This is a genomic window from Lacticaseibacillus songhuajiangensis (assembly GCF_003946025.1).
Lineage (GTDB): Bacteria > Bacillota > Bacilli > Lactobacillales > Lactobacillaceae > Lacticaseibacillus > Lacticaseibacillus songhuajiangensis.
In genome coordinates this window covers 1-19,571 of sequence record NZ_RHNR01000030.1, presented here as the reverse complement: position 1 = coordinate 19,571, position 19,571 = coordinate 1, and the positions used below count along the sequence as shown (strand labels likewise).

The following is a 19,571-nucleotide window of genomic DNA, read 5'->3' as shown; positions in this document are numbered from 1 at the left end:
TTTTGACGTCATTTATCTGGAACTCCGGACCGGCGCTTTGCCAAAATTTAGCATTCCTTTGCTAGTAAAGCGCTCCCAAATAGTTTATGATAGCGTTATCAACCAAGTAAACTTTTTCAATGATATTTACTAAATGTGAGGACGAAACATGGCAACCTTAAAAGATATCGCGGCGGCGGCTGGCGTTTCGACCGCCACCGTTTCCCGCGTGCTCAACGCCGACCTCAACCTGCAGGTCAGCAGTGACACCCGGCAGCGGGTCTTCGCCGCCGCCGAAAGCCTCAATTACAGCAAGCCGCAACCCAAGTCGGCGACCACCAGTGGTACCGTCAGCGTGATTCAGTGGTACACGGCTGAAGCCGAAATGAACGATCTCTACTACCGCACCATCCGCTGGGGCGCTGAAACCGCCCTGCAGGCACAGGGTTACGCGGTGCAGCGCAGCTTTGCACCGGCTGACCTGCCCGCTCGCGACGACCTGGCCGGGGTCATCGCTATCGGTAAGTTCAGCGACAAACAGCTACGCAAACTGCAGAACTTGCGGCGGCCAATCGTGGTGGTCGACCAAGACACATTAGGCTTTGACATTAATTGTGTCACCACCGATTTCCAGCACGCCGTGGCCGCCATCATTGAACACTTCTTCAGTAGCGGCCACAAGCAAATCGGCATGATTGCCGGCAGCGAGCGGACTGGTGACCAAACACCGCTCACTGATCCGCGCTTGAGCGACTTTCGGGACTACATGCGTGTGCGCGGGCACCTGCATGAGTCTTACATTTTCACCGGTCCCTTCAGCATCGAAAGTGGTCACGCCGCGATGACCCGCGCCATCGAAACGCTGGGTGACAAGTTGCCGACCGCCTTCTTCGCCGCCAGCGACACGCTCGCCATTGGGGCAATCAAGGCTCTCCAAGAGCGCCGCATCCGCGTGCCGGAAGACGTCGCCATCATCGGCTTCAACGACCTTGCCGTCGGCCGCTACCTGACGCCGACGCTCAGCACCGTCCACGTCGCCACCGAGGAGATGGGCACGACCGCGGTCGACCTGCTCCTGCAGCAAATCACCGGTCCCACGCAGACCGCCGTTAACATTACCGTCGCTAGTGAGTTAATTTTGCGCGCCAGCTCGCGCGTTTACCGTTAAGCCAAGCACAGGAGGAATTCAAAATGCAGATTAGTGAACTTACCCAGGGCTTCACCGCCCAGTTCGACGCTCAGCCTAGCAACTACTTCTTCGCCCCCGGCCGCATTAACCTCATCGGTGAGCACACCGATTACAACGGTGGCCACGTGTTCCCGTGTGCGATTAGCCTCGGTACCTACGCCGCAGTGCGGGCGAACGGGAGCGGCCAGTTCCGTTTCTACTCCGCTAATTTTGCCGATCAGGGCATTCTGACGGTCGCCATCGCCGAACTGAACGTACCGCGCACTAATCAGTGGATTGATTACGCCCGCGGCATGTTGCAAGTGCTCGCCAAGCACGGCGCGCAGTACAGCCAGGGCCTGGATGTCTACATCACCGGTGACCTCCCAGACGGCGCCGGCCTGTCCAGCTCCGCATCACTGGAGATGCTTATCGGCGAAATCGCGAACGACATGTACGACCTGAACGTGCCGATGCTCGATCGCGTCGGTTACGGTAAAATTGTCGAAAACCAGTACATCGGCGTGAACTCCGGGATTATGGACCAGTTCGCCATCGGCATGGGTGAGGCCAACACCGCTACCTTCCTCGACACCAACACCATGGCCTACGACCGTGTGCCGCTGGATCTCGGCGATAATGTCATTCTGATTATGAACACCAACAAGCAGCGCAAGCTCACCGACTCCAAGTACAACGAGCGCCGCGGCGAGTGCGAAGAAGCTCTCGCCCGCCTGCAGACCAAACTCGACATTCCGAGCCTGGGTGCCATCGACGGCGACAAGCTCGATGAGTACAGCTACGTGGTGGCGGACGGCACTTTGCTCAAGCGTGCGCGCCACGCGGTACTGGAAAACCAGCGCACCATTAACGCCAAGGCTGCCCTGCGTGCCGGCGACCTCAACCGTTTTGGCCGGCTGGTGAGTGCATCTGGCGTTTCGCTGCGTTACGATTACGAGGTAACCGGCATTGAACTGGACACGCTCGTAACCGCAGCTTTGGCTCAGCCCGGCGTCCTTGGCGCCCGCATGACCGGTGCCGGCTTCGGTGGTTGCGCCATCGCCATCGTCGCTAAAGACCAGGCGCAGCAAGTCGCTGCCGCAGTCGGCGCCGCTTACGCGCAAAAGATTGGCTACGCGGCCGATTTCTACATCGCCGAAATCGCCGATGGTCCGCGGCCACTGGAGGCATAACTTTTGAACGCAATTGAGCAATTCACCCACTTCATCGTTGAGCAAAATCCGCAGTACACGGACCTGGACGCCACTTATCTCTTTAACCGTGTCCTTGCCCGCGTCGGCGAAGACAGCCCCGCAGCACAAAATGACATTCTGCAGTGCCTTGACGTCCTCGTTGACGCCGGGGTTACTGCCGGCCTGAGCGCAGATACTGCCAGTGCGCGCGACGCCCTGGCCGCTGACCTCATGGATCTGGCCGTGCCGGCGCCGTCCGTGGTCAACGCCCAGTTCTGGAACGACTACGCCCAGTCGCCGCAGCAAGCCACTGATGACTTCTATGCCCTCAGTCGCGCCAGCAACTATATCCAGACGCGGGCGATTGCCCGCAACATCGCCTTCCCAGTTGCGACCGACTACGGCGATCTCGAAATCACCATTAACCTTTCGAAGCCCGAGAAGGATCCGCGCGACATCGCGGCCGCGGCCAAAATGCGGGCGACTTCCTACCCAGCTTGCGCGCTGTGCATGAGTAACGAAGGTTACGAAGGCAAACCCGGTAAGGCCGCCCGTGCCAATCACCGCATCGTGCGCATGACAGTTGGCGGCAAAACCTGGGGCTTCCAGTACTCGCCTTACGCCTACTTCAACGAGCACGCCATCTTCCTGGACGCCGTGCATGAACCCATGCACATCAGCAAGCAGACTTTTACCAACTTGCTGGAAATCGTCACCACACTGCCGCACTACTTTGTCGGCAGTAACGCTGACCTGCCAATTGTCGGTGGCTCGATGCTCGCACACGAACACTACCAAGGCGGCCGGCACGACTTCCCAATGGCCAAAGCACCCGTGGAACGCAGCATTCAGCTCACCGGTTTCAGCGACGTACAAGCCGGAATTGTGCACTGGCCAATGAGCGTCATTAGACTGACCGCCGCTGATCCAGCCCGTCTGGCAGACTGCGCCGAACGGATTCGCAGTGTCTGGGCAGACTACAGCGATGCAAGCGTCAACGTGCGTGCCCACGCCGCAGATGGCACACCGCACCACACGGTGACCCCAATTGCGCGCCGGGTTGGTGACAATTACCAGCTGGACATCGTCCTACGCGATAATAAGACGAGCACCGCGTACCCAGATGGCATTTTCCACCCGCACCAAGACGTGCAGCACATCAAGCGCGAGAACATTGGCCTCATTGAGGTGATGGGTCTGGCGATTCTGCCCGCACGCCTCAAGGACGAACTCGCCGAAGTGCGCAAGTACCTCCTGGGTGAGCCTAACCAGATGGCACCAATGCACGCCGCTTGGGCGGATGAACTCAAGACCCGTTACACGTGGAACAAGGATAACGCCCAGACGCAGCTACAACGTGCAGTCGGCCTCGTGTTCGCGCGGGTGCTCGAAGACGCCGGCGTGTTCAAGCGCGATGAGGCGGGGCAGGCGGCATTTGCACGTTTTGTTACGGCGCTGAACTGACAATCCGTTAATAATTCAAACATTCCTGAAGAATACCTCTAACGGGGTATTCTTTTTTCAACCCCAACGTTGACAATATGTGCGCAAATTCTATAATCTTACTCAACATTGTTTCTGACGCACAAAGTCAACTAGTCATGAAAGGACGAATGAATATGGACACAGCCAGCTCACCAACAGTCTTTATCGTCGTACATGCCTTCACCATGCCACGTCCCGATCAACGCCACAACGGTGTTGTCGAGGTGCTCTATATTGCCAGGGATGAGGAGGCAGCCAATCATTTCATGCAGAATGCCGCCGCCGAGAAGCCTGATGACTATTTTGCGGTCTATCCGGCCGCCCTGGGCGAGGACCTGAGCACTAAAGCTCACTATCCGTCCGTTGAAATTGAGTGGGAAGATTTACAGTAAGTAATGCGGTGCACTTGCCGGACGAATTGGCGAATATGCCCACCAAACACCGCTGTATTTTCACCACCTTTTGCGTGCACCTTGCACCTAACCCGCGTATATTAGATAACTGTACGTAGGTAAAGGAGACAATCTTATGGCACAACTTTCACTACTCGTCGTCATGGTGGCCGCGCTCGTCACGCCGCTACTCATGGCGCGTTTCAAAATCAGTTTCATCCCCACTGCCGTCGCGGAAATCATCGTCGGCATTATTCTGGGTCAGACGGGCTTTGACTTAGTACATACCAACTCCGATCTGACGCTCCTTTCAAGCTTGGGCACGATTATCTTGCTCTTCTTGTCTGGGATGGAAATCAATTTCGACCTCTTCAAACGCCAACCTGCTAAGCCGGGCAGCAGTAAGAAAGTCATCAGTACGCCCGTCAAGCTCGCGACAGTCGCGTTCACCGGCATCGTACTCACCGCACTGTGCTTTGCGCTACTCCTGCACTTCTCTGGTCTGTTCAGCGACATCATGCTCGCGACAATCCTGTTCTCCACGATTGCGCTGGGGATTGTCATCGCCGCACTGACGGAAAAAGAACTGCTCAGCCAGCCGCTGGGGCAAACCATCCTGCTGACGGCGGCGCTGGGTGAAGTTGTGCCACTGATTGCGCTGACCATCTACGCCTCCATCAACGGGGGACACGCCGGCCGTATCTGGTTAATCGCGCTCATTTTCCTGGCCGCCATTATCCTGCTCCGGCGCTTCAAAGCGCCCTACCGCTTCTTTGCCAGCATCGACAAATCAACGACGCAGCTCGACATCCGGCTGGCCTTCTTCCTGATTTTTGTCCTGGTCACGCTGGCTGAGCAAGTCGGGGCCGAGAATATTCTCGGGGCCTTCCTCGCCGGCATGGTCATGAAGCTGCTGCGGCCAAGCGAAATCACGCGCGATAAGCTAACCAGTATCGGCTACGGCTTCTTCATCCCCATCTTCTTCATCATGTCGGGAGCCAAGCTTAACCTGCGCACCATGATTACCAGCCCTGCCACCTTGATCCTCATCCCCGTCTTCTTTGTCTGCTTCATCCTGGCAAAATTCATCCCCTACCTCGCCTACCGCCGCCGCTTCACCAACCGCAACGCGCTGGCCGGGGCTTTTCTGACCTCCACCACCATTACGCTGGTGCTGCCAACTCTGACTGTTGCCCAGAACCTGCACGCCATCACGACGGCCCAGCTCGGCGCCTTCACCATCGCGGCAGTGCTAACTGCGATTTGCTCGCCCATCATGTTCAACCGCCTCTACCAGCCGCGGCCGGAAGAAGTCGTGCGCACCCGTGTCACTTTTGTGGGTACTAACTTGCTGACGATTCCGGTGGCCCAAAAGCTGCCCAAGCAGCAATACGAGCTACGCATGCTGACAGACTCCGAGAAGAACTACCGCACCTACAACAGCCAGGCCACCAACGTGCAGCTCGTTGACGAAATGACGCCAGAACAATTGGAAGCTGCCGGCGCCTTCGATACCGATCTGCTGGTTCTCGGTTACCGCGATGGGTTGACCAACTATCACCTCGCCGAGGCGGCAGTTGAGCGCAAGGTGCCGCGGATCATTGCCCGCTTTGAACGTGACATGACCGATGTCCGCATCGAAGAGCTCGAGCAAAAGGGTGTGGAAATTTTCAACAGCTACAACGTCAACGTTTCCCTGATGCGGGGGTTGATTGAAACGCCATCCACCCTGAAGCTCCTGACCGATACCGAAGCAGGAATTTACGAAGCTGCGGTCCGTAATCACAAGTACACGGGCATCGCACTGCAAAGCCTGCCGAACATTGCTGGCATCACCATCTCCCGGATTTACCGGCAGGGCAGTTTCGTTGCCCCGCATGGTGACACCCTGATTGAACCGGGTGATCACCTGCTGTTCACCGGTGACCGTGCCGCCGCCCGGCAGTTGCAACAGGAACTCAGTAAACAGAATTAGCGTCATTAGCAACACGGTTTAGTTAACGCAAAAAGCATCAGTTCCTCCACTGTGGAAACTGATGCTTTTTAATTGCGAGACAAACCGTTTGACCAGTTGCACAGCGCCATGCCATATTGTGCCGATGCTGACCACATGCTATATTACAGTCAAAGAAAACCTACTGGAGGAAAGCAGCATGCCCAAACAAGGTCGCAAACCAGACCGTTCCACCATTTTAGCCTGGATTATTATCGCCATCATCGTGATCGCAATGCTGTATTTCCTCATCAAAGCAGGACTTACCATCATACGTGGATTTAGCCACGGCATTGCCAATGGCCTACTAACCCTAGCCGCCGTGGTGCTGCTCGGAATTTTCTATTGGTTCCACGAGGACATTCGCAACTGGTGGCATCATCATTAACGGCTTGTCTTCCCGTCCAATGCAGCTAGGAACGTCAACACAACAAAAGAGGTGCTATTCCCAGTCGCGGAATAGCACCTCTTTTCCTTAACCAAAATCATTCTCTGATTACTTCAGCAGAACAACCTCGTTTGCCTTGTGCAGTGCTTTAATACACTCTTGGTGTTAAACTAAATAGAAAGAATGTAACCGCTGTCAGCAACCGACATTGGGGGAATTCTTCATGTCAGCAATCAGTGAAAAGCAAACCATTATCGCCACGCTCATCGATCTGATGCACGCATTGGCCACTGGCCAAGCCACAGCTGCCTATGCAGCAGACATTAAAGACGCCATCAGCGTCATTGCCGCACCCCAATACGAAGGGACCAGCCTGTACGCCAAAGTCGTGCCAATTCGCAACAGCATCGCCAGTGCCATTTCTTTCGACAACCTGCAGTTAACCCCGCCTCAGCAAGCCGCCTGGGAGGCTTTCCGCGCTGCCAGTCAGCACGCTTACGATGATTATTGGCACGGCATTTCGATGTTAAAGACGTTGATTTAACTAAAGAGGCCAACCACTGCGCATCTGCGCGGCGGCTGGCCTCTATTTACTGATTGTCAATTATTCAATGGTTTTGAGCTGCCCGCGGAATTCAGCCAGACTGCTGTAACCCTTGGTCTGCATCACACCGCTCAGTTCACTGAGCAAGCGGTCGAAGATGCCGGTTCCCTGCTGGTGTAAGGCTGTCCCGACCTGCACCATGTTCGCACCGCACAGAATCAGGTCGTAAACGTCGCGGCCAGTCTGCACACCGCCAGTCCCGATGATGGCAATTTCTGGCCGCAGGCGCTGGCGGAAAGCGCGCACGTTGGCGAGCGCAATCGGCTTGGCAAATGCCCCACCGATACCGCCGAATCCGCCCTTCGGCTTAATCATGACGGTGTCCGTTGCCGGGTCAATCATGAGGCCGTTGCCCAAACTATTCATCGTGTTGATGAAAGCTAGCGGGTAACGGTTCAGAATGGCGGCCATCTGGTCGAACTGGGCCAGGTCAAAGAACGGCGGCAACTTCACGCCTAGTGGTTTGGTGAAGAAGGTGAAGAGTTCGTCCAGAATTTTGACAGTCTGGTCGGGGTCGTAAGCCGTCTGTGGTTCGCCGGGGACATTCGGGCAACTCAGGTTGATCTCAGCGAGACCGTTGAAGTCGCTCTCCTGAATGCGGCGCGCGACAGCGATGTTATCTTCAAAAGTCGTCCCGACAATCGACATAAAAATCGGCTGATTGGGGTGCTCCTGCTGATACTGTTGCACGTAATCGAGGTAGTAATCAATGCCGAGGTTCGGCAGACCCATCGAGTTGATGGAACCAAGTGTGAGGTCGGCATAACGCGGCTCGGGATTTCCCGGCCGCGGCTTTACCGTCGCACTCTTGGTCACGAGTGAGCCAGAAGCGCTGGCCACCATCTCGTCGAGTTCGGTCTTATCCATGCAGTGAACACCACTGGCGTTCATCAAGGGGTTGGCAAACTGGAAGTTGCCAAGCTGTGTCTGTAAATTGAGCATCTCTGCACTCCTTTATTTATTGACAGGCTGCGCCAAAAGGCGGTTAGCTCCGGTCAGCCAAGTAGGTAGAAGCGAGAATCCCGGTCTTAGGATTCTTGTTTCTACCTACTTGGCTGTTGAGGAGCTGCCTTTTGGCGCGCGACTCCAACGTAGCGCCAACGCGCCACCACTGGACATCGCATTATTCACATTGCGCCTAGTGTAGCGCAGACCGCGCCCCAAAAGCAAGCCGGCGTCTGCCCTACCGCGCCAGCAGCTCCCGCAGCTGCATATCCGCCGCATCCACGTAATCCGGCACAAGCAGGCGCCCATCATGCGCAAAATCCGCGAGCACCCGCTGCGTCAAATCTAGTAACAGTACGACGGACCGCCGCAGTGCCATTAAGTCTGCTTGGTCATAGGTCGCTGCGAGTTCCTGCCGCTCACTACGGGTGAGCGCCTGCCAGGTAAACTTGCCTGATACGCCCGCGTCAAAGTGGCCACCTTGGCGCATGGTTTCACGCCAAGCAAGCAGCTGGAGCAACTGCGGCCGCACGTACTGATTCAATTGCTCATTGGCGTAAAGCAGGTTCGCGCGGCCGATGCCTTTCACCACGTTGCCAGCGCACCAGTACAGTTCGTTCACCACATCCGCAAACTCAATCTGCGTGGGTACCGGGACTTCGTGCGTCGCCGCACTGGTTGCGCGCGGCTGCACTGCCCCGATGCCGCGCCGCCAAACGATGGCGTTCAAGCTATCGCCTGTCAGATAAGCCGCTTCAGCGTCAGCCGCCACAATTTTGAGGTCAACCCGCTTGGTGCCGGCAAAACGGGTGAGCCAGATACGCCAGAACGCGTCATCGCCGAACAGGCCGGTCTGCTCGAGGTGCTGCACAATGATGGGGGCGCCAATCTGCCTCAAGACAGCCATACCGTCCGTTGCCACGGGGTCCGCCGTAAACAAGGTGACATCTAGGTCCGTCCATTTGTCAGAAGGTACTGCACCATCATTACGCGCACCCTCCGTGCCCACCGCCAAGATATTCCGATCATCCTGCGCATCCGCCAGAATTTTGTCCAAATCACTCATTCTTGCATCTCCTGTCGTCACTGCCATTTGCACGCAAAAAGCCGCTCGCAGATTCAACAAATATGATTGCGAGCAGCTTTGCTTTAATTATTCGCGCACAACCAGCACCGAAATGCGGGCGTGCTTCACCATGTAAGTGGCCTGGCTCCCCATGAGCTTGGCCAGCCCCGTGTCTGCCTTCGCACCGATAATCAGCAAGTCGGGATTATACTGCGGAATCACGGTTTTGACGATTTCCACACCAGGATTACCTTCAGCAATCACACCGCGAACTTGCGCAATGCCGGCCTTGCGCGCCAGGTCAACGTAACCTTGCACGTGTTGTTCCAATTCACCACGTTCACCGTGAACGTAATCCTTAGAAAGGGCCTGGTAAATATTCATGTCATCGGATTCGAGCACGGAAACGATAATGAGCTCACTACCATCGGCCTTCGCCCGGTGAATCGCGTAACGAAAAGCAGCGATTGCGTCAGGGGAGTCGTCCGTCCCCACCAGAATTTTCTTGTAGTCTCCAGCCATTAGTCTGTCTCCTCACTATTGCGCTGGGCAGCATGTTGCCGCGCCAAACGCAGATTACCTTGATGTAAGTCCCACATGCACCACACGAGTAGTGCCAGCACGAGGACAATTGCACAGTACGCGAGGATGTGCGCGGTGTTTACCGCCGTAGCGTTAGCACCTGCGTCCAGAAAACCAGCGAACGCATCCGGCAGACCCATCATGTTGAGGACCGTCAGCCCCACAACCGAAATCCAGCCGCACACCTTCACCCACAGCGAGTTCTTGAACCGCTTGCCCATCTCTTGCTCGCTATCTGTCATCATCAGCAGTGGCAGCATCGAGAACGGGAGTGCAAACGCAAGGAAGACTTGTGAGTTGTTCATGAGGTTATTGAGCGCCTCATGTTCATCAACGGCGGGCAAGTTCCGCGTCATCCAAACACAGATTAACACAGGCACGACCGAAATTAAACGGGTCACCAACCGGCGGGCCCACAGCGGCATCCGCATGTGAATGAAGCCCTCCATAATTACTTGGCCGGTCAGGGTGCCGGTGATAGTGGAATTCTGCCCAGAAGCCAGTAGCGCCACCGCAAACAGAATAGACAAAATGCCGGACTTGGCCACTGCAATCAGTACCCCATTGCTAAGCATCGTGGTATCAGACAGCGCCTTAAACAGTCCGAAGAAGGACGGATCTTTCACAACGCCCGACTTGAAGACCGCAACCCCCATAATCAGGAGCAAAGAGTTCACAACGAAAGCAAAAGTCAGTTGGATATTAGAGTCCCACTGCGTAAAACGCACCGCCGTAGCGACTTCTTCTTCATCCTTGTGGTTAATTTTGCGCGTCTGCGAGATGGCGGAGTGCAGGTACAGGTTGTGGGGCATCACGGTCGCCCCGATGATGCCAAGTGCCCCGCTCAGTGGCGACATCCCATTGACCTTTGGCCCATTGGCAACCGTGCCGGCCGTTGGGACCAATCCCTTGATGACACCACCCCAGTCCGGATTGGACAAGGCCACCTGGTACACGAATACCAGCAGAATCACCATGATGAGGCAAACCACAATCGCCTCAATTTTGCGAAAACCAATCTTGGTTAACAGTAATAATAGCAGGACATCAAACACGGTCACGAAAACCGCAATGACGAGGGGAATGTGGAACAAGAGGTAGAGCGCAATGGCGGCACCAATCACTTCCGCGATATCGGTGGCCATGATGGCGAATTCCGTCATGATCCAAAGAATAATGCCGAGCGTTTTGCTTGTGCGGGCGCGAATCGCTTGCGCAAGGTCCATTTGGGAGACAATGCCAAGCTTAGCCGCCATGTTCTGCAATAACATTGCGATTAAGCTTGAAATCAAAATGACGGACATTAATAGATACTGGAAATTCTGACCACCGGTAATACTCGTTGACCAGTTGCCGGGATCCATATACCCCACCGCAACTAACGCACCCGGTCCGGAGTACGCGAACAAGGTCTTCCAAAAGCCCTTGCCCTTCGGCACTTCGACGGTTCCGTTGATTTCTTCCAGTGACGGCCCGTTCGCATACTCAATCAGTTTGTGCTTGCGGGATGATTCTGGTGCATCACTCATGATAACAACTTCCTTTCTGCCGCGAGGCTGTGGTGCGGGGCACCACCCTCCGGCTGCCGCAATGCTGTAGCGGCGATTTGCATAGTTTCTGGCTTTGAAACCATTGTTAGTGTACGGCAGTTTGACAAGCGATTAAAGAGGATTTTTAGGTGCGACTAAATTAAAAACGAGCAATGTTCATTGTTATTATTTGCAGATTTATCCGTTGCTAAATATCAGGATTGACTAACTGTTAGGTTATCCTAAGCAACTTACCAAACTGTGATCATCCCCACCCCGTCAACCATGAACGCACGCTGACTTTTATAAATACACCGCAAGTTAAGCACGACTTTCGCAGGCATCAATATCCGTCTTGCTTACGAATTACCATTGATCGTTTAGTTCAAAAATAACGGGCACTTTTTTACTTTTTTCTGTAAGCCGCGGCGAATCCGGCGCGTAAACAGCTGCAATTAATGTTTTTGTTAGTTTGTGTTGACAAAAGCTAACTAACGTTCTAAACTGCATTTTGTTAGCTTGATTAATCAAAAGCTAACTAATCTCGACACACAGATTCCTTAAACGGAGGTATTCTCTATGACTCATGATTCTCAAGAACTACTTGCCCTCTTCGGCAAGCTATTGCAGCAACCTGTTTTCGCCAGTGCCGCCTTCCAGGCTGCACGCTTCGGCCGCCATCCCCAGAACCAAGGCCGCGGTCAGGAACGACTCTTGCGCCTGCTCGCCACTCGCGACGGTATCAGTAACGCTGAAATCGCCGAGGCACTCGACATTCGGCCCAGTTCCGTTTCTACCCTGGTCGGCAAACTTGAAGATTCCCAGCTCATTGAGCGGCGGCCGTCTGAAGACGACAAGCGCGTTCAGCTGATCTACCTGACCGACGACGGGCGCAAACTCATCAGCACCGGTCGCGAATTGCGCGATGATTTCTCCGAAGCAGCCTTCGCCGGTTTGTCGACGCAAGAACAGCAGCAACTCAGCGACCTGCTGAAGAAGCTGCTCGCCAGCATGCAGGATGACGACATCATGGACAGCACCCAGCGCAGCATGGCAGAAATGATGCGCCAAGCTCAGAAGTTGCACCACCAGTTCGGAAACTATGGCCGCCAGATGCGCGCTGCCCAGCGTGAGATGCAACGCCGCGGCGGTTGGAATGGTCCCTGGGGTGGTTTTGGCAGCTGGAACGACCATGATCAGTCCAAACACCATGATGATGACGACGGTTTTGACGACGACGAATTTTAGAGTGGTATTCAAGCACGTTTTGGCTTCAGCAAGCACACCAAATGCTGCGCTGCATTGCCCGACTCAACAAAAAACGCTCAGCGCGAGATTCGCGTTGAGCGTTTCAGTTTTAGAGACAGCTTTAGTTCCAATTTCACAGTAAAGAAGGTCACACACAATGGAAGCACGTATGGAAATGTCCCAGGCGCCCCGAGGTAAGCGGCGCGGCGGTTTCAACTTTAAGAACTTTGCCAGTCTGATTGCTAGCGTCAAGCCGCGCTACTGGCAACTCATTATCGGTTTACTACTCGGCCTCATCAGCACCTCATTCCAGCTGATTGTGCCGCAATTCGCGTCCGGCCTCATTAACCAACTGGGCAAGCACCTCAACCTTGCACTCGGCGCCCTGGTGATTGGCCTCTTCATCCTGAGTGCCGTCATCAGCGCGGTCTCCGGCACCGTTTTGGGCTTCTTCGGTGAGGACGTGGTCGCCAAACTGCGTCTTGCCCTCTGGGACAAGCTACTCAAGTTGCCGGTCAGCTACTTCGATGAACAAAAGGCGGGCGAAATCTCCTCCCGGCTCGTCAATGACTCCACGCAGGTCAAAGATTTGCTGGCAAACTCCTTCCCGCAGATGATCACCAGCATTTTGCAGTTGGTCGGGTCACTAGTGCTGATGCTGTTCATGGACTGGCGCATGACTGCCATCATGTTCATCGCTGTCCCGCTGATGCTGATCATCTTCATGCCGCTGGCAACACGCAGCCGCAAAATCGGCTTCACGCGACAAGAGGCGCTCGCGACTTTCAACGGTGAAAGCAACGAAATTCTCAGCGAAGTCCGCCTCGTCAAATCCTCCGGCGCTGAAGTCCATGAACGCGCGGCTGGTGGTGAGCAGATTGACCGTCTGTACAAGGTCGGCCTGAAAGAAGCCATTTATGACTCGATTGCCGGTCCTGTCATGACCGCCACCATGATGGCGATGGTCGTTGGTGTGCTCGTGTACGGCGCCAGCCGGGTGCTCGCTGGTAGTTTGTCCATCGGGGTTCTGATTTCCTTCCTGATGTACTTGTTTCAGATGATGGGACCCGCGGGTACACTCGGCCAATTCTTCTCCACCCTCGCCAAAACGAGCGGGAGCACGGAACGCATTCAGGAACTTCTGGCGGCTCCGGAAGAAGATCAGGCCAGCGGCAGCGCCATTGACGCCGCGGGGCAAACCCTCACGGCAGAGCACCTAGATTTTGCCTACGCTGATGACAAACAAATTCTGCATGACGTTTCCTTCACCGCCAAACCCAACCAGGTAATTGCCTTCGCTGGTCCATCGGGTGGCGGGAAATCCACGATTTTCGCCCTGCTCGAGCGCTTCTACCAGCCAACTAGCGGCAACATCAAGCTTGGCGCCACCCCAATTGCGGACATCAAACTGGCCGATTGGCGCAAGCAGATTGGACTGGTGAGTCAGGATTCCGCCATCATGGCCGGCACGATTCGCTACAACCTCACGTACGGTCTGAACGGCGATGAATTCAGCGATGATGACCTCTGGCGTGTTCTCAAAATGGCTTACGCCGACGGTTTCGTTCGCGACATGCCGCTCGGGCTAGACACCCAGGTCGGCGAACGCGGCGTCAAGGTCTCTGGCGGCCAGCGGCAGCGGCTCGCGATCGCCCGCGCCTTCTTGCGTGATCCCCAGATTCTGATGCTGGACGAAGCCACCGCCAGTCTCGACTCCGAATCCGAGATGATGGTGCAAAAGGCGCTCGATAAACTGATGGCTGGCCGCACCACCCTTGTCATCGCCCACCGCCTCAGCACCATCGTTGATGCTGATGAAATCTACTTTATCGAAAACGGGAGCGTGAGTGGCCACGGCAAACACAAGGAACTTGTCGCCAAGCACCCACTCTACCGTGAGTACGTGGAGAACCAAATGCGGGCGGGTGCGTAGATAACTTTCCTCTAAAAAAGGGAGTAATAGCTCTCTTTTTCGTACATATTGCATTCGCGTATTAACAAACATGATGTCTTTCTAAACTGCAAAAGTTATAACGATGTTATAACAAGACGAAGGAGGGAATTTTCATGGAGTTCCTTAAGGTACGTAAAATCGGTAACTCTTTAGGTGTCATTCTGCCAAAGAGTGCAGGCCTTAAGGTAGGCGAACAACTCGCTTACTACAATGATGGTCACACAATTAATCTAGACATGAAAGAAGCACAAAAAGCGCGGGCTCGTGCAGCAATCGAAGAGAGTTTTGCCGATTTCGATCGTGGTGACTTCTATACTGAGGAAGAGATGGAACGTGACTTCGGTAAGTATGGCTGGGGAAAACATGAGCTATAAACTCGTCTATACGGCATCCTTTCACACCAGTCTGGAAAATCTCATCCGTCAATGGGCAGATTACGAAATTTCGGATGCAACAATTGAACGGTACGTTCAAAAGATCTTCTTCGCAATTTCATCTCTAAAAATATTTTCTAACCGTTACCATGATGTTAGCGAGCTATATGATTTGGAGACGCCTGCACGTAGAATCATCATTGGCAGTAGGTATGCTATCTTCTACCGTGTCTTTCCTAATCAAGAAACCATTCTCGTTGGCAAAATTTTCAACTTTAAGCAAGGTAATATCGAATTCTAAACGCAAAAGCCCCGGCGGCTCTGCAAATGCAGAGCCACCGGGGCTTTCGTATTGGTTTCAGTTATTCGATTATGCGGAGCGCAGTGCGATTGCGGCATCCTTCTTCGCTGCCATGCGGGCCGGAACGTGGCCGCCGAGCAGGGTCAGAACGGTCGCGATAATCACGAGGACGATGGCGTGGACTGGGTTCAGTACCGCAACCCCCGTCAGTCCGGTAACGCTCGCCAGCACGGAGTTAATTGGGAAGGTCAGCAGCCAGGCGATGATAATGCCCAGCAGGCCGGAGCCAACACCCAAGATAGCCGTTTCGGCATCGAACACACGCGTGATGTCCTTCTTACGAGCACCGAGCGCCTTGAGGACCCCGATTTCCTTGGTCCGTTCAAGAACGGAGGTGTAAGTCAGGATGGCAATCATGATCATGCTGGTAATGAGGGAGATGGCCGCGAAGGCAACCAGCACGTAGGTGATGGCGTCCATCAGGCCACCGGTCATGTCGGAGACGGTCCCCGCCATGTCGGTGTAAACAACCTTGTCGGCCTTCTTCTTACCCTTGTTCCACTTATCCAAGTAGCTCAGGACCTTGTCCTTGCGCTTGAAGTTGGTTGGGTAAATCTGAATGGAGGTTGGTGTCTTGGTGGCACCCAAAGTCGTCAGCATGCCGCTTTCGGTTGTAGCATCCATGGACGCACCCGTCATGATGTTCTTCGTTGGGTTTGCCTTTTGGGCCTTCACGATGGCGGAGTTTTCGTTCGTGGTCAGTGCAAGCTTGGTCAGCTGGTCGCTATAAGCAACCCCGCTGGCGAGGAGGCCGTCACTGTTCTTGGACTTAATCCGCAGCACCCCGGTCACGTGCAAGGTCTTGGTCTGACCGGCTTTAGCCATGGCTGCGTAATCACTAGCTGGCACGTAGTTACCGGTTGGCAACTTCTGGTAGAAGTTGTCGTTGGCGACCATTTTGACCGTCGTGCCGACCAGCTTGTTGAAGCCCAGGTTCTCTTCTTCACTCACCTTGAAGCCCAGGTTCTTCAGGCCGTTGATGTTCACCTTGTTATCGCGGTCAGCAATAATTACGATGTCCGTGGCCTTGCTTGGGTAAGAACCGGCGAGTAGTTTGTAGTTCTTCTTCAGGAAGGACTGCTTGCCGTTGCGGTCGATTGGGTAGACGCTACCACCGACCCCCGTTGAGGAGGCCATCAGCGCGGACGTATCCGTGCTGTTGCTGGTGGCGCTGGCGTTACTGAACTTCACAGTCTGGTACTTACCGTCAACGCTGCGAATCAAGTTGAGGCCGGTGCCATAGGTGACCGCGATGTTCTTGGCCTTCTTAGCACTCATTGACTTCACGTAACTCACGTACTTGTCAGTCAACTTGTTCACGTGCTGCGCCTTGTCCGCAGCGGACTTTTCAGCGGTGACGTACTTATGCTTGCTGAAGTTTTCATTGTTCTTTTGCTGCATCATGGTGCTTGGGTCGCTGCCGATCTGACTAATGGTAACCGGCATCGCCGCCATCGCTTCAGATTGCGTCTTATCAATCTGCTTCTGGAAACCGTTGGACAGCGCCAGCACCACCGCAATCCCGATAATCCCGATACTGGAAGCGAACATCGTCAGGAAGGTGCGCCCCTTCTTGGTCCGGATGTTATTGTAGGACAGCTTCAGCGCGGTGAGGTAGCTCATCTTGGTGCGCTTCAGTTCAAAATTGCCGTCCTTTTCGCCTTCAACGTGCGGGTTGGAGTCATTTTGAATTTTGCCATCCGCGAACTCAATGATGCGGTCCGCGTACTTGTGCGCGAGCTCTGGGTTGTGCGTTACCATGATGACCAGACGTTCCTTGGACAGGTCCTTGATCAGCTGCATGATTTCATCACTGGTCTGGGAGTCGAGGGCCCCGGTTGGTTCATCGGCGAGCAAAATTTCAGGGTCGTTGGCAATCGCACGGGCGATGGCCACACGCTGCATCTGGCCACCAGACAGCTGCGTTGGCTGCTTGTGCATGTGGTCCTTTAGGCCAACCCGAATCAGCGCATCTTCGGCCTTCTTGCGCTTTTCAGCACCAGAAACCCCAGAGAGCGTCATCCCCATCTCCACGTTGTCGATGATGGACAAGTGGGTAATCAGGTTGTAGCTCTGGAAAATGAACCCGATGGAGTTGTTCCGATACGCGTCCCAGTCTGAGTCTTTGAAGGTCTTGGTTGACTTGCCTTTAATCAGCAGGTCACCAGAATCGTAACGATCCAGACCCCCGATGATGTTGAGCATGGTCGTCTTCCCGGAACCACTAGGTCCGAGAATGGCCACGAATTCCTGTTTGCGGAAGGCGACGGACACGTCGTCTTGCGCTTTGGTGAGTGTGTCACCCACGTGGTAATACTTCTTAATGTGCTTGAGTTCAAGCATGTTTTCACTTCCACTTCTCGGAGGGGCAGGCTGCACCCATATCCGCAAATAAATACGGTGCAAGGTCGCGCTCCAGTTGATAGTTACAGAGTATAGACTTTATTTAACGATTGTCAACGTTTGACGATTGTTAAATTTAATTATTACTGGTATATTAGTGTAGTTAACCTGCGGGCTGACTACATACGACTGCTAGCTTAACATGACAATGCGTCACATCAGTCGGTCTTAAGGATGATTTTGGAGGGATAAATGTAATGGGTAAGCAAACTACAGAAGAAGAGAACTCCCGGTTGTTCGCGGAGATGTTCGTCACAACCGCGCACGCTATTTTTCAGAGTATCAACATTAAGAAGCTCGACCTGACGAGCCTGAACCTGATGACGATGATGCTGATCTACTCGCACTCTGGCATCACCATGTCCGAGCTGGCGGAAGCCGTCGGTGTTTCTAACGCGCAGCTGTCGCGCACCGTCAGCAAACTTGAAGAACGTGGCCTGGTTGAGCGGCGCCATAACGAGCAAAACCGCCGCATCGTCAACGTATACCAGACTGAGTTGGGCCACCAAATGGCCGATGAGCAGATGACCATCGTCCGCGAAAATCTGCGCGCCCGTTTGGGCAAACTGAGCGCGCCAGAACGCGACGAGCTCAACGAGCACTTCCTCGCTTCAATGGCACTGTTGGCCAAAGCAGGAATCGTCAAGCACCCTACGCCCCGCGACATGGACCAGGCAGTGTTCGGCCACAAACTGTCCGGTTCACATCCAGCCCCACCAGAACTATAATGGAAACATCCCTATGTGTTAGGACATTTTATATACAGAAGAGTGGGAAACTCATTTGATTAGTTTGAAATCACCCCGCGAAATCGCGGGCATGGCAAAATCCGGTGCAATTCTGGCCGGTGTTCACAAGATGTTGCGGCCAAAGCTGCACGACGGTATGGATACCTGGGAAATCGAAAAGCTCGCTGATGATTACATCACGGCGCACGACGCCATCGCATCCGAAAAGGGTGTCGACGGTTATCTCTACGCCACCTGCATCAGCATCAACGATGAAGTTGCGCACGCAACACCGCGCAAGGGCCTCAAAATTCACAATGGCGACCTCGTGAAGATTGACATGTGTGTTTCTTGGCATGGTTACCAGAGTGACTCTGCCTGGAGTTACGTTATCGGCGGCGAAGAACACAGTAACCCCGACATTGACCGCCTGATGAAGGTCACACACGAAGCCCTGTACCTGGGCATTGAGCAGGCACAAGCTGGCAATCGTACCGGTGACATCGGCTGGGCCATTCAGGACTACGTTGAAAACAAGCACCACATGGGTGACGTTCGCGACCTCATCGGCCACGGCATCGGCCCTTCCGTGCACGAAGAACCTGACATCTACCACTACGGCAATCCGCACCGCGGCCTGCGGCTCAAGCCCGGCATGGTCATTACCATCGAGCCGATGATTACCCTCGGCACTTGGGAACTGGCAACGAAGTACGTGCCAGAGACCGGTTGGGAATATTACACAACCGCTGATGGGAGCCTGTCCGCTCAGTACGAGCACACACTGGCCATCACGGACCACGGTCCTAAAATTCTGACCAGTCAGGACCCCGAGTTTGACGCCAAGTACCTCTTAACGCCTGACGAACTGAACTTCACAGATCTCTAAACACGCAAACAGCCCCTACCATCTGGTGGGGGCTGTTGTTGTCCGTCAGCGTAAGTTGTGAAACTTTCATCCGCAAGGATGCTGAAATTGAAAATAAGACTTCGACCGCAAGGTCGGGCCTGGGGCGACTTGGTTACGTGCCCGCAGGTAGGTGGCGCGGGGTCGCTCACGCCTGGCAAGCCAGGCTACCGCTAAACTTTTTGCCGAAGTCCTTGGCAAAAACAGACTAACCTTAGTAGCGAAGATTGATTCGACGGAATCTATCTTCGCTACTTTTTCGTTTCGGCGTA

The 19,571-nt window shown here is 54.5% G+C and carries 18 protein-coding genes; 13 read left to right on the top strand and 5 right to left on the bottom strand.

The window, feature by feature from the left end:
- Nucleotides 1-148: 148 nt before the first annotated feature.
- The 7 genes from EKM97_RS08080 to EKM97_RS08050 all read left to right on the top strand — a co-directional run bounded on the left by EKM97_RS08080 (nt 149) and on the right by EKM97_RS08050 (nt 7,142).
- Nucleotides 149-1,147 (top strand): LacI family DNA-binding transcriptional regulator, encoded by a 999-nt coding sequence (locus EKM97_RS08080; RefSeq protein WP_125571892.1) that lies wholly within the window; start codon nt 149-151, stop codon nt 1,145-1,147.
- A 23-nt stretch (nt 1,148-1,170) separates the two neighbouring features.
- Nucleotides 1,171-2,340: a galactokinase gene (locus EKM97_RS08075; protein ID WP_125571891.1), complete on the top strand. Its 1,170-nt coding sequence runs from the start codon at nt 1,171-1,173 to the stop codon at nt 2,338-2,340.
- Between the two features lie 3 nt (nt 2,341-2,343).
- The gene (locus tag EKM97_RS08070; RefSeq protein ID WP_125571890.1) at nt 2,344-3,804 is read left to right on the top strand and encodes a UDP-glucose--hexose-1-phosphate uridylyltransferase; all 1,461 of its coding nucleotides are present in this window, start codon (nt 2,344-2,346) and stop codon (nt 3,802-3,804) included.
- Nucleotides 3,805-3,959: 155 nt separating this feature from the next.
- Nucleotides 3,960-4,217 (top strand): phosphoribosylaminoimidazole carboxylase, encoded by a 258-nt coding sequence (locus EKM97_RS08065; RefSeq protein ID WP_125571889.1) that lies wholly within the window; start codon nt 3,960-3,962, stop codon nt 4,215-4,217.
- Between the two features lie 136 nt (nt 4,218-4,353).
- A complete protein-coding gene (locus tag EKM97_RS08060; protein WP_125571888.1) occupies nt 4,354-6,192 on the top strand; it encodes a cation:proton antiporter domain-containing protein in 1,839 nt (612 codons plus the stop codon).
- A gap of 178 nt (nt 6,193-6,370) precedes the next feature.
- Entirely contained in the window at nt 6,371-6,598 is a 228-nt protein-coding gene (locus tag EKM97_RS08055; RefSeq protein WP_125571887.1) for a hypothetical protein, read from the top strand.
- Nucleotides 6,599-6,821: 223 nt separating this feature from the next.
- Entirely contained in the window at nt 6,822-7,142 is a 321-nt protein-coding gene (locus EKM97_RS08050; protein ID WP_125571886.1) for a hypothetical protein, read from the top strand.
- A gap of 60 nt (nt 7,143-7,202) precedes the next feature.
- Here the strand turns inward: EKM97_RS08050 and EKM97_RS08045 are convergent, their stop codons facing one another.
- The 4 genes from EKM97_RS08045 to EKM97_RS08030 form a co-directional block, all read right to left on the bottom strand.
- Nucleotides 7,203-8,144: a dihydroorotate oxidase gene (locus tag EKM97_RS08045; protein ID WP_125571885.1), complete on the bottom strand. Its 942-nt coding sequence runs from the start codon at nt 8,142-8,144 to the stop codon at nt 7,203-7,205.
- Nucleotides 8,145-8,385: 241 nt separating this feature from the next.
- Nucleotides 8,386-9,213: an aminoglycoside 6-adenylyltransferase gene (locus tag EKM97_RS08040; RefSeq protein ID WP_164507487.1), complete on the bottom strand. Its 828-nt coding sequence runs from the start codon at nt 9,211-9,213 to the stop codon at nt 8,386-8,388.
- 87 nt (nt 9,214-9,300) lie between these two features.
- The gene (locus EKM97_RS08035) at nt 9,301-9,735 is read right to left on the bottom strand and encodes a universal stress protein (RefSeq protein ID WP_125571883.1); all 435 of its coding nucleotides are present in this window, start codon (nt 9,733-9,735) and stop codon (nt 9,301-9,303) included.
- A complete protein-coding gene (locus EKM97_RS08030) occupies nt 9,735-11,324 on the bottom strand; it encodes an Nramp family divalent metal transporter (protein WP_125571882.1) in 1,590 nt (529 codons plus the stop codon). The genes EKM97_RS08035 and EKM97_RS08030 overlap by 1 nt, the downstream gene beginning before the upstream one ends.
- Before the next feature lie 579 nt (nt 11,325-11,903).
- Between EKM97_RS08030 and EKM97_RS08025 the strand changes: the two genes are divergently transcribed.
- From EKM97_RS08025 to EKM97_RS08010, 4 genes are all read left to right on the top strand, one after another.
- Entirely contained in the window at nt 11,904-12,572 is a 669-nt protein-coding gene (locus tag EKM97_RS08025) for a MarR family winged helix-turn-helix transcriptional regulator (RefSeq protein WP_125571881.1), read from the top strand.
- Nucleotides 12,573-12,729: 157 nt separating this feature from the next.
- The gene (locus EKM97_RS08020; protein ID WP_318530778.1) at nt 12,730-14,505 is read left to right on the top strand and encodes an ABC transporter ATP-binding protein; all 1,776 of its coding nucleotides are present in this window, start codon (nt 12,730-12,732) and stop codon (nt 14,503-14,505) included.
- A 134-nt stretch (nt 14,506-14,639) separates the two neighbouring features.
- Nucleotides 14,640-14,900 (top strand): AbrB/MazE/SpoVT family DNA-binding domain-containing protein, encoded by a 261-nt coding sequence (locus EKM97_RS08015; protein ID WP_125571880.1) that lies wholly within the window; start codon nt 14,640-14,642, stop codon nt 14,898-14,900.
- Nucleotides 14,860-15,201 carry a type II toxin-antitoxin system RelE/ParE family toxin gene (locus EKM97_RS08010; protein WP_125571879.1) on the top strand — a complete coding sequence of 114 codons (342 nt, stop codon included), beginning with the start codon at nt 14,860-14,862 and terminating at the stop codon, nt 15,199-15,201. The genes EKM97_RS08015 and EKM97_RS08010 overlap by 41 nt, the downstream gene beginning before the upstream one ends.
- 69 nt (nt 15,202-15,270) lie before the next feature.
- Here the strand turns inward: EKM97_RS08010 and EKM97_RS08005 are convergent, their stop codons facing one another.
- On the bottom strand, nt 15,271-17,604 hold the full coding sequence (locus EKM97_RS08005; protein ID WP_125571878.1) for an ABC transporter ATP-binding protein/permease: 2,334 nt from the start codon (nt 17,602-17,604) through the stop codon (nt 15,271-15,273).
- Between the two features lie 257 nt (nt 17,605-17,861).
- Between EKM97_RS08005 and EKM97_RS08000 the strand changes: the two genes are divergently transcribed.
- Together EKM97_RS08000 and map are read left to right on the top strand one after the other, a co-directional pair.
- The gene (locus tag EKM97_RS08000; RefSeq protein ID WP_125571877.1) at nt 17,862-18,392 is read left to right on the top strand and encodes a MarR family winged helix-turn-helix transcriptional regulator; all 531 of its coding nucleotides are present in this window, start codon (nt 17,862-17,864) and stop codon (nt 18,390-18,392) included.
- Between the two features lie 55 nt (nt 18,393-18,447).
- Nucleotides 18,448-19,281: a type I methionyl aminopeptidase gene (gene map, locus EKM97_RS07995; RefSeq protein WP_125571876.1), complete on the top strand. Its 834-nt coding sequence runs from the start codon at nt 18,448-18,450 to the stop codon at nt 19,279-19,281.
- Nucleotides 19,282-19,571: the final 290 nt, after the last annotated feature.

Excerpts from the sequence above, each read along its gene's own strand:
- EKM97_RS08000 (WP_125571877.1), top strand. The coding sequence starts at position 17,862 with ATGGGTAAGCAAACTACAGAAGAAGAGAACTCCCGGTTGTTCGCGGAG.
- EKM97_RS08015 (WP_125571880.1), top strand. The coding sequence starts at position 14,640 with ATGGAGTTCCTTAAGGTACGTAAAATCGGTAACTCTTTAGGTGTCATT.
- EKM97_RS08065 (WP_125571889.1), top strand. The coding sequence starts at position 3,960 with ATGGACACAGCCAGCTCACCAACAGTCTTTATCGTCGTACATGCCTTC.
- EKM97_RS08030 (WP_125571882.1), bottom strand. The coding sequence starts at position 11,324 with ATGAGTGATGCACCAGAATCATCCCGCAAGCACAAACTGATTGAGTAT.
- EKM97_RS08045 (WP_125571885.1), bottom strand. The coding sequence starts at position 8,144 with ATGCTCAATTTACAGACACAGCTTGGCAACTTCCAGTTTGCCAACCCC.
- EKM97_RS08005 (WP_125571878.1), bottom strand. The coding sequence starts at position 17,604 with ATGCTTGAACTCAAGCACATTAAGAAGTATTACCACGTGGGTGACACA.
- EKM97_RS08075 (WP_125571891.1), top strand. The coding sequence starts at position 1,171 with ATGCAGATTAGTGAACTTACCCAGGGCTTCACCGCCCAGTTCGACGCT.
- EKM97_RS08055 (WP_125571887.1), top strand. The coding sequence starts at position 6,371 with ATGCCCAAACAAGGTCGCAAACCAGACCGTTCCACCATTTTAGCCTGG.
- EKM97_RS08040 (WP_164507487.1), bottom strand. The coding sequence starts at position 9,213 with ATGAGTGATTTGGACAAAATTCTGGCGGATGCGCAGGATGATCGGAAT.
- EKM97_RS08035 (WP_125571883.1), bottom strand. The coding sequence starts at position 9,735 with ATGGCTGGAGACTACAAGAAAATTCTGGTGGGGACGGACGACTCCCCT.
- EKM97_RS08025 (WP_125571881.1), top strand. The coding sequence starts at position 11,904 with ATGACTCATGATTCTCAAGAACTACTTGCCCTCTTCGGCAAGCTATTG.
- EKM97_RS08020 (WP_318530778.1), top strand. The coding sequence starts at position 12,730 with ATGGAAGCACGTATGGAAATGTCCCAGGCGCCCCGAGGTAAGCGGCGC.
- EKM97_RS08080 (WP_125571892.1), top strand. The coding sequence starts at position 149 with ATGGCAACCTTAAAAGATATCGCGGCGGCGGCTGGCGTTTCGACCGCC.
- EKM97_RS08050 (WP_125571886.1), top strand. The coding sequence starts at position 6,822 with ATGTCAGCAATCAGTGAAAAGCAAACCATTATCGCCACGCTCATCGAT.
- EKM97_RS08060 (WP_125571888.1), top strand. The coding sequence starts at position 4,354 with ATGGCACAACTTTCACTACTCGTCGTCATGGTGGCCGCGCTCGTCACG.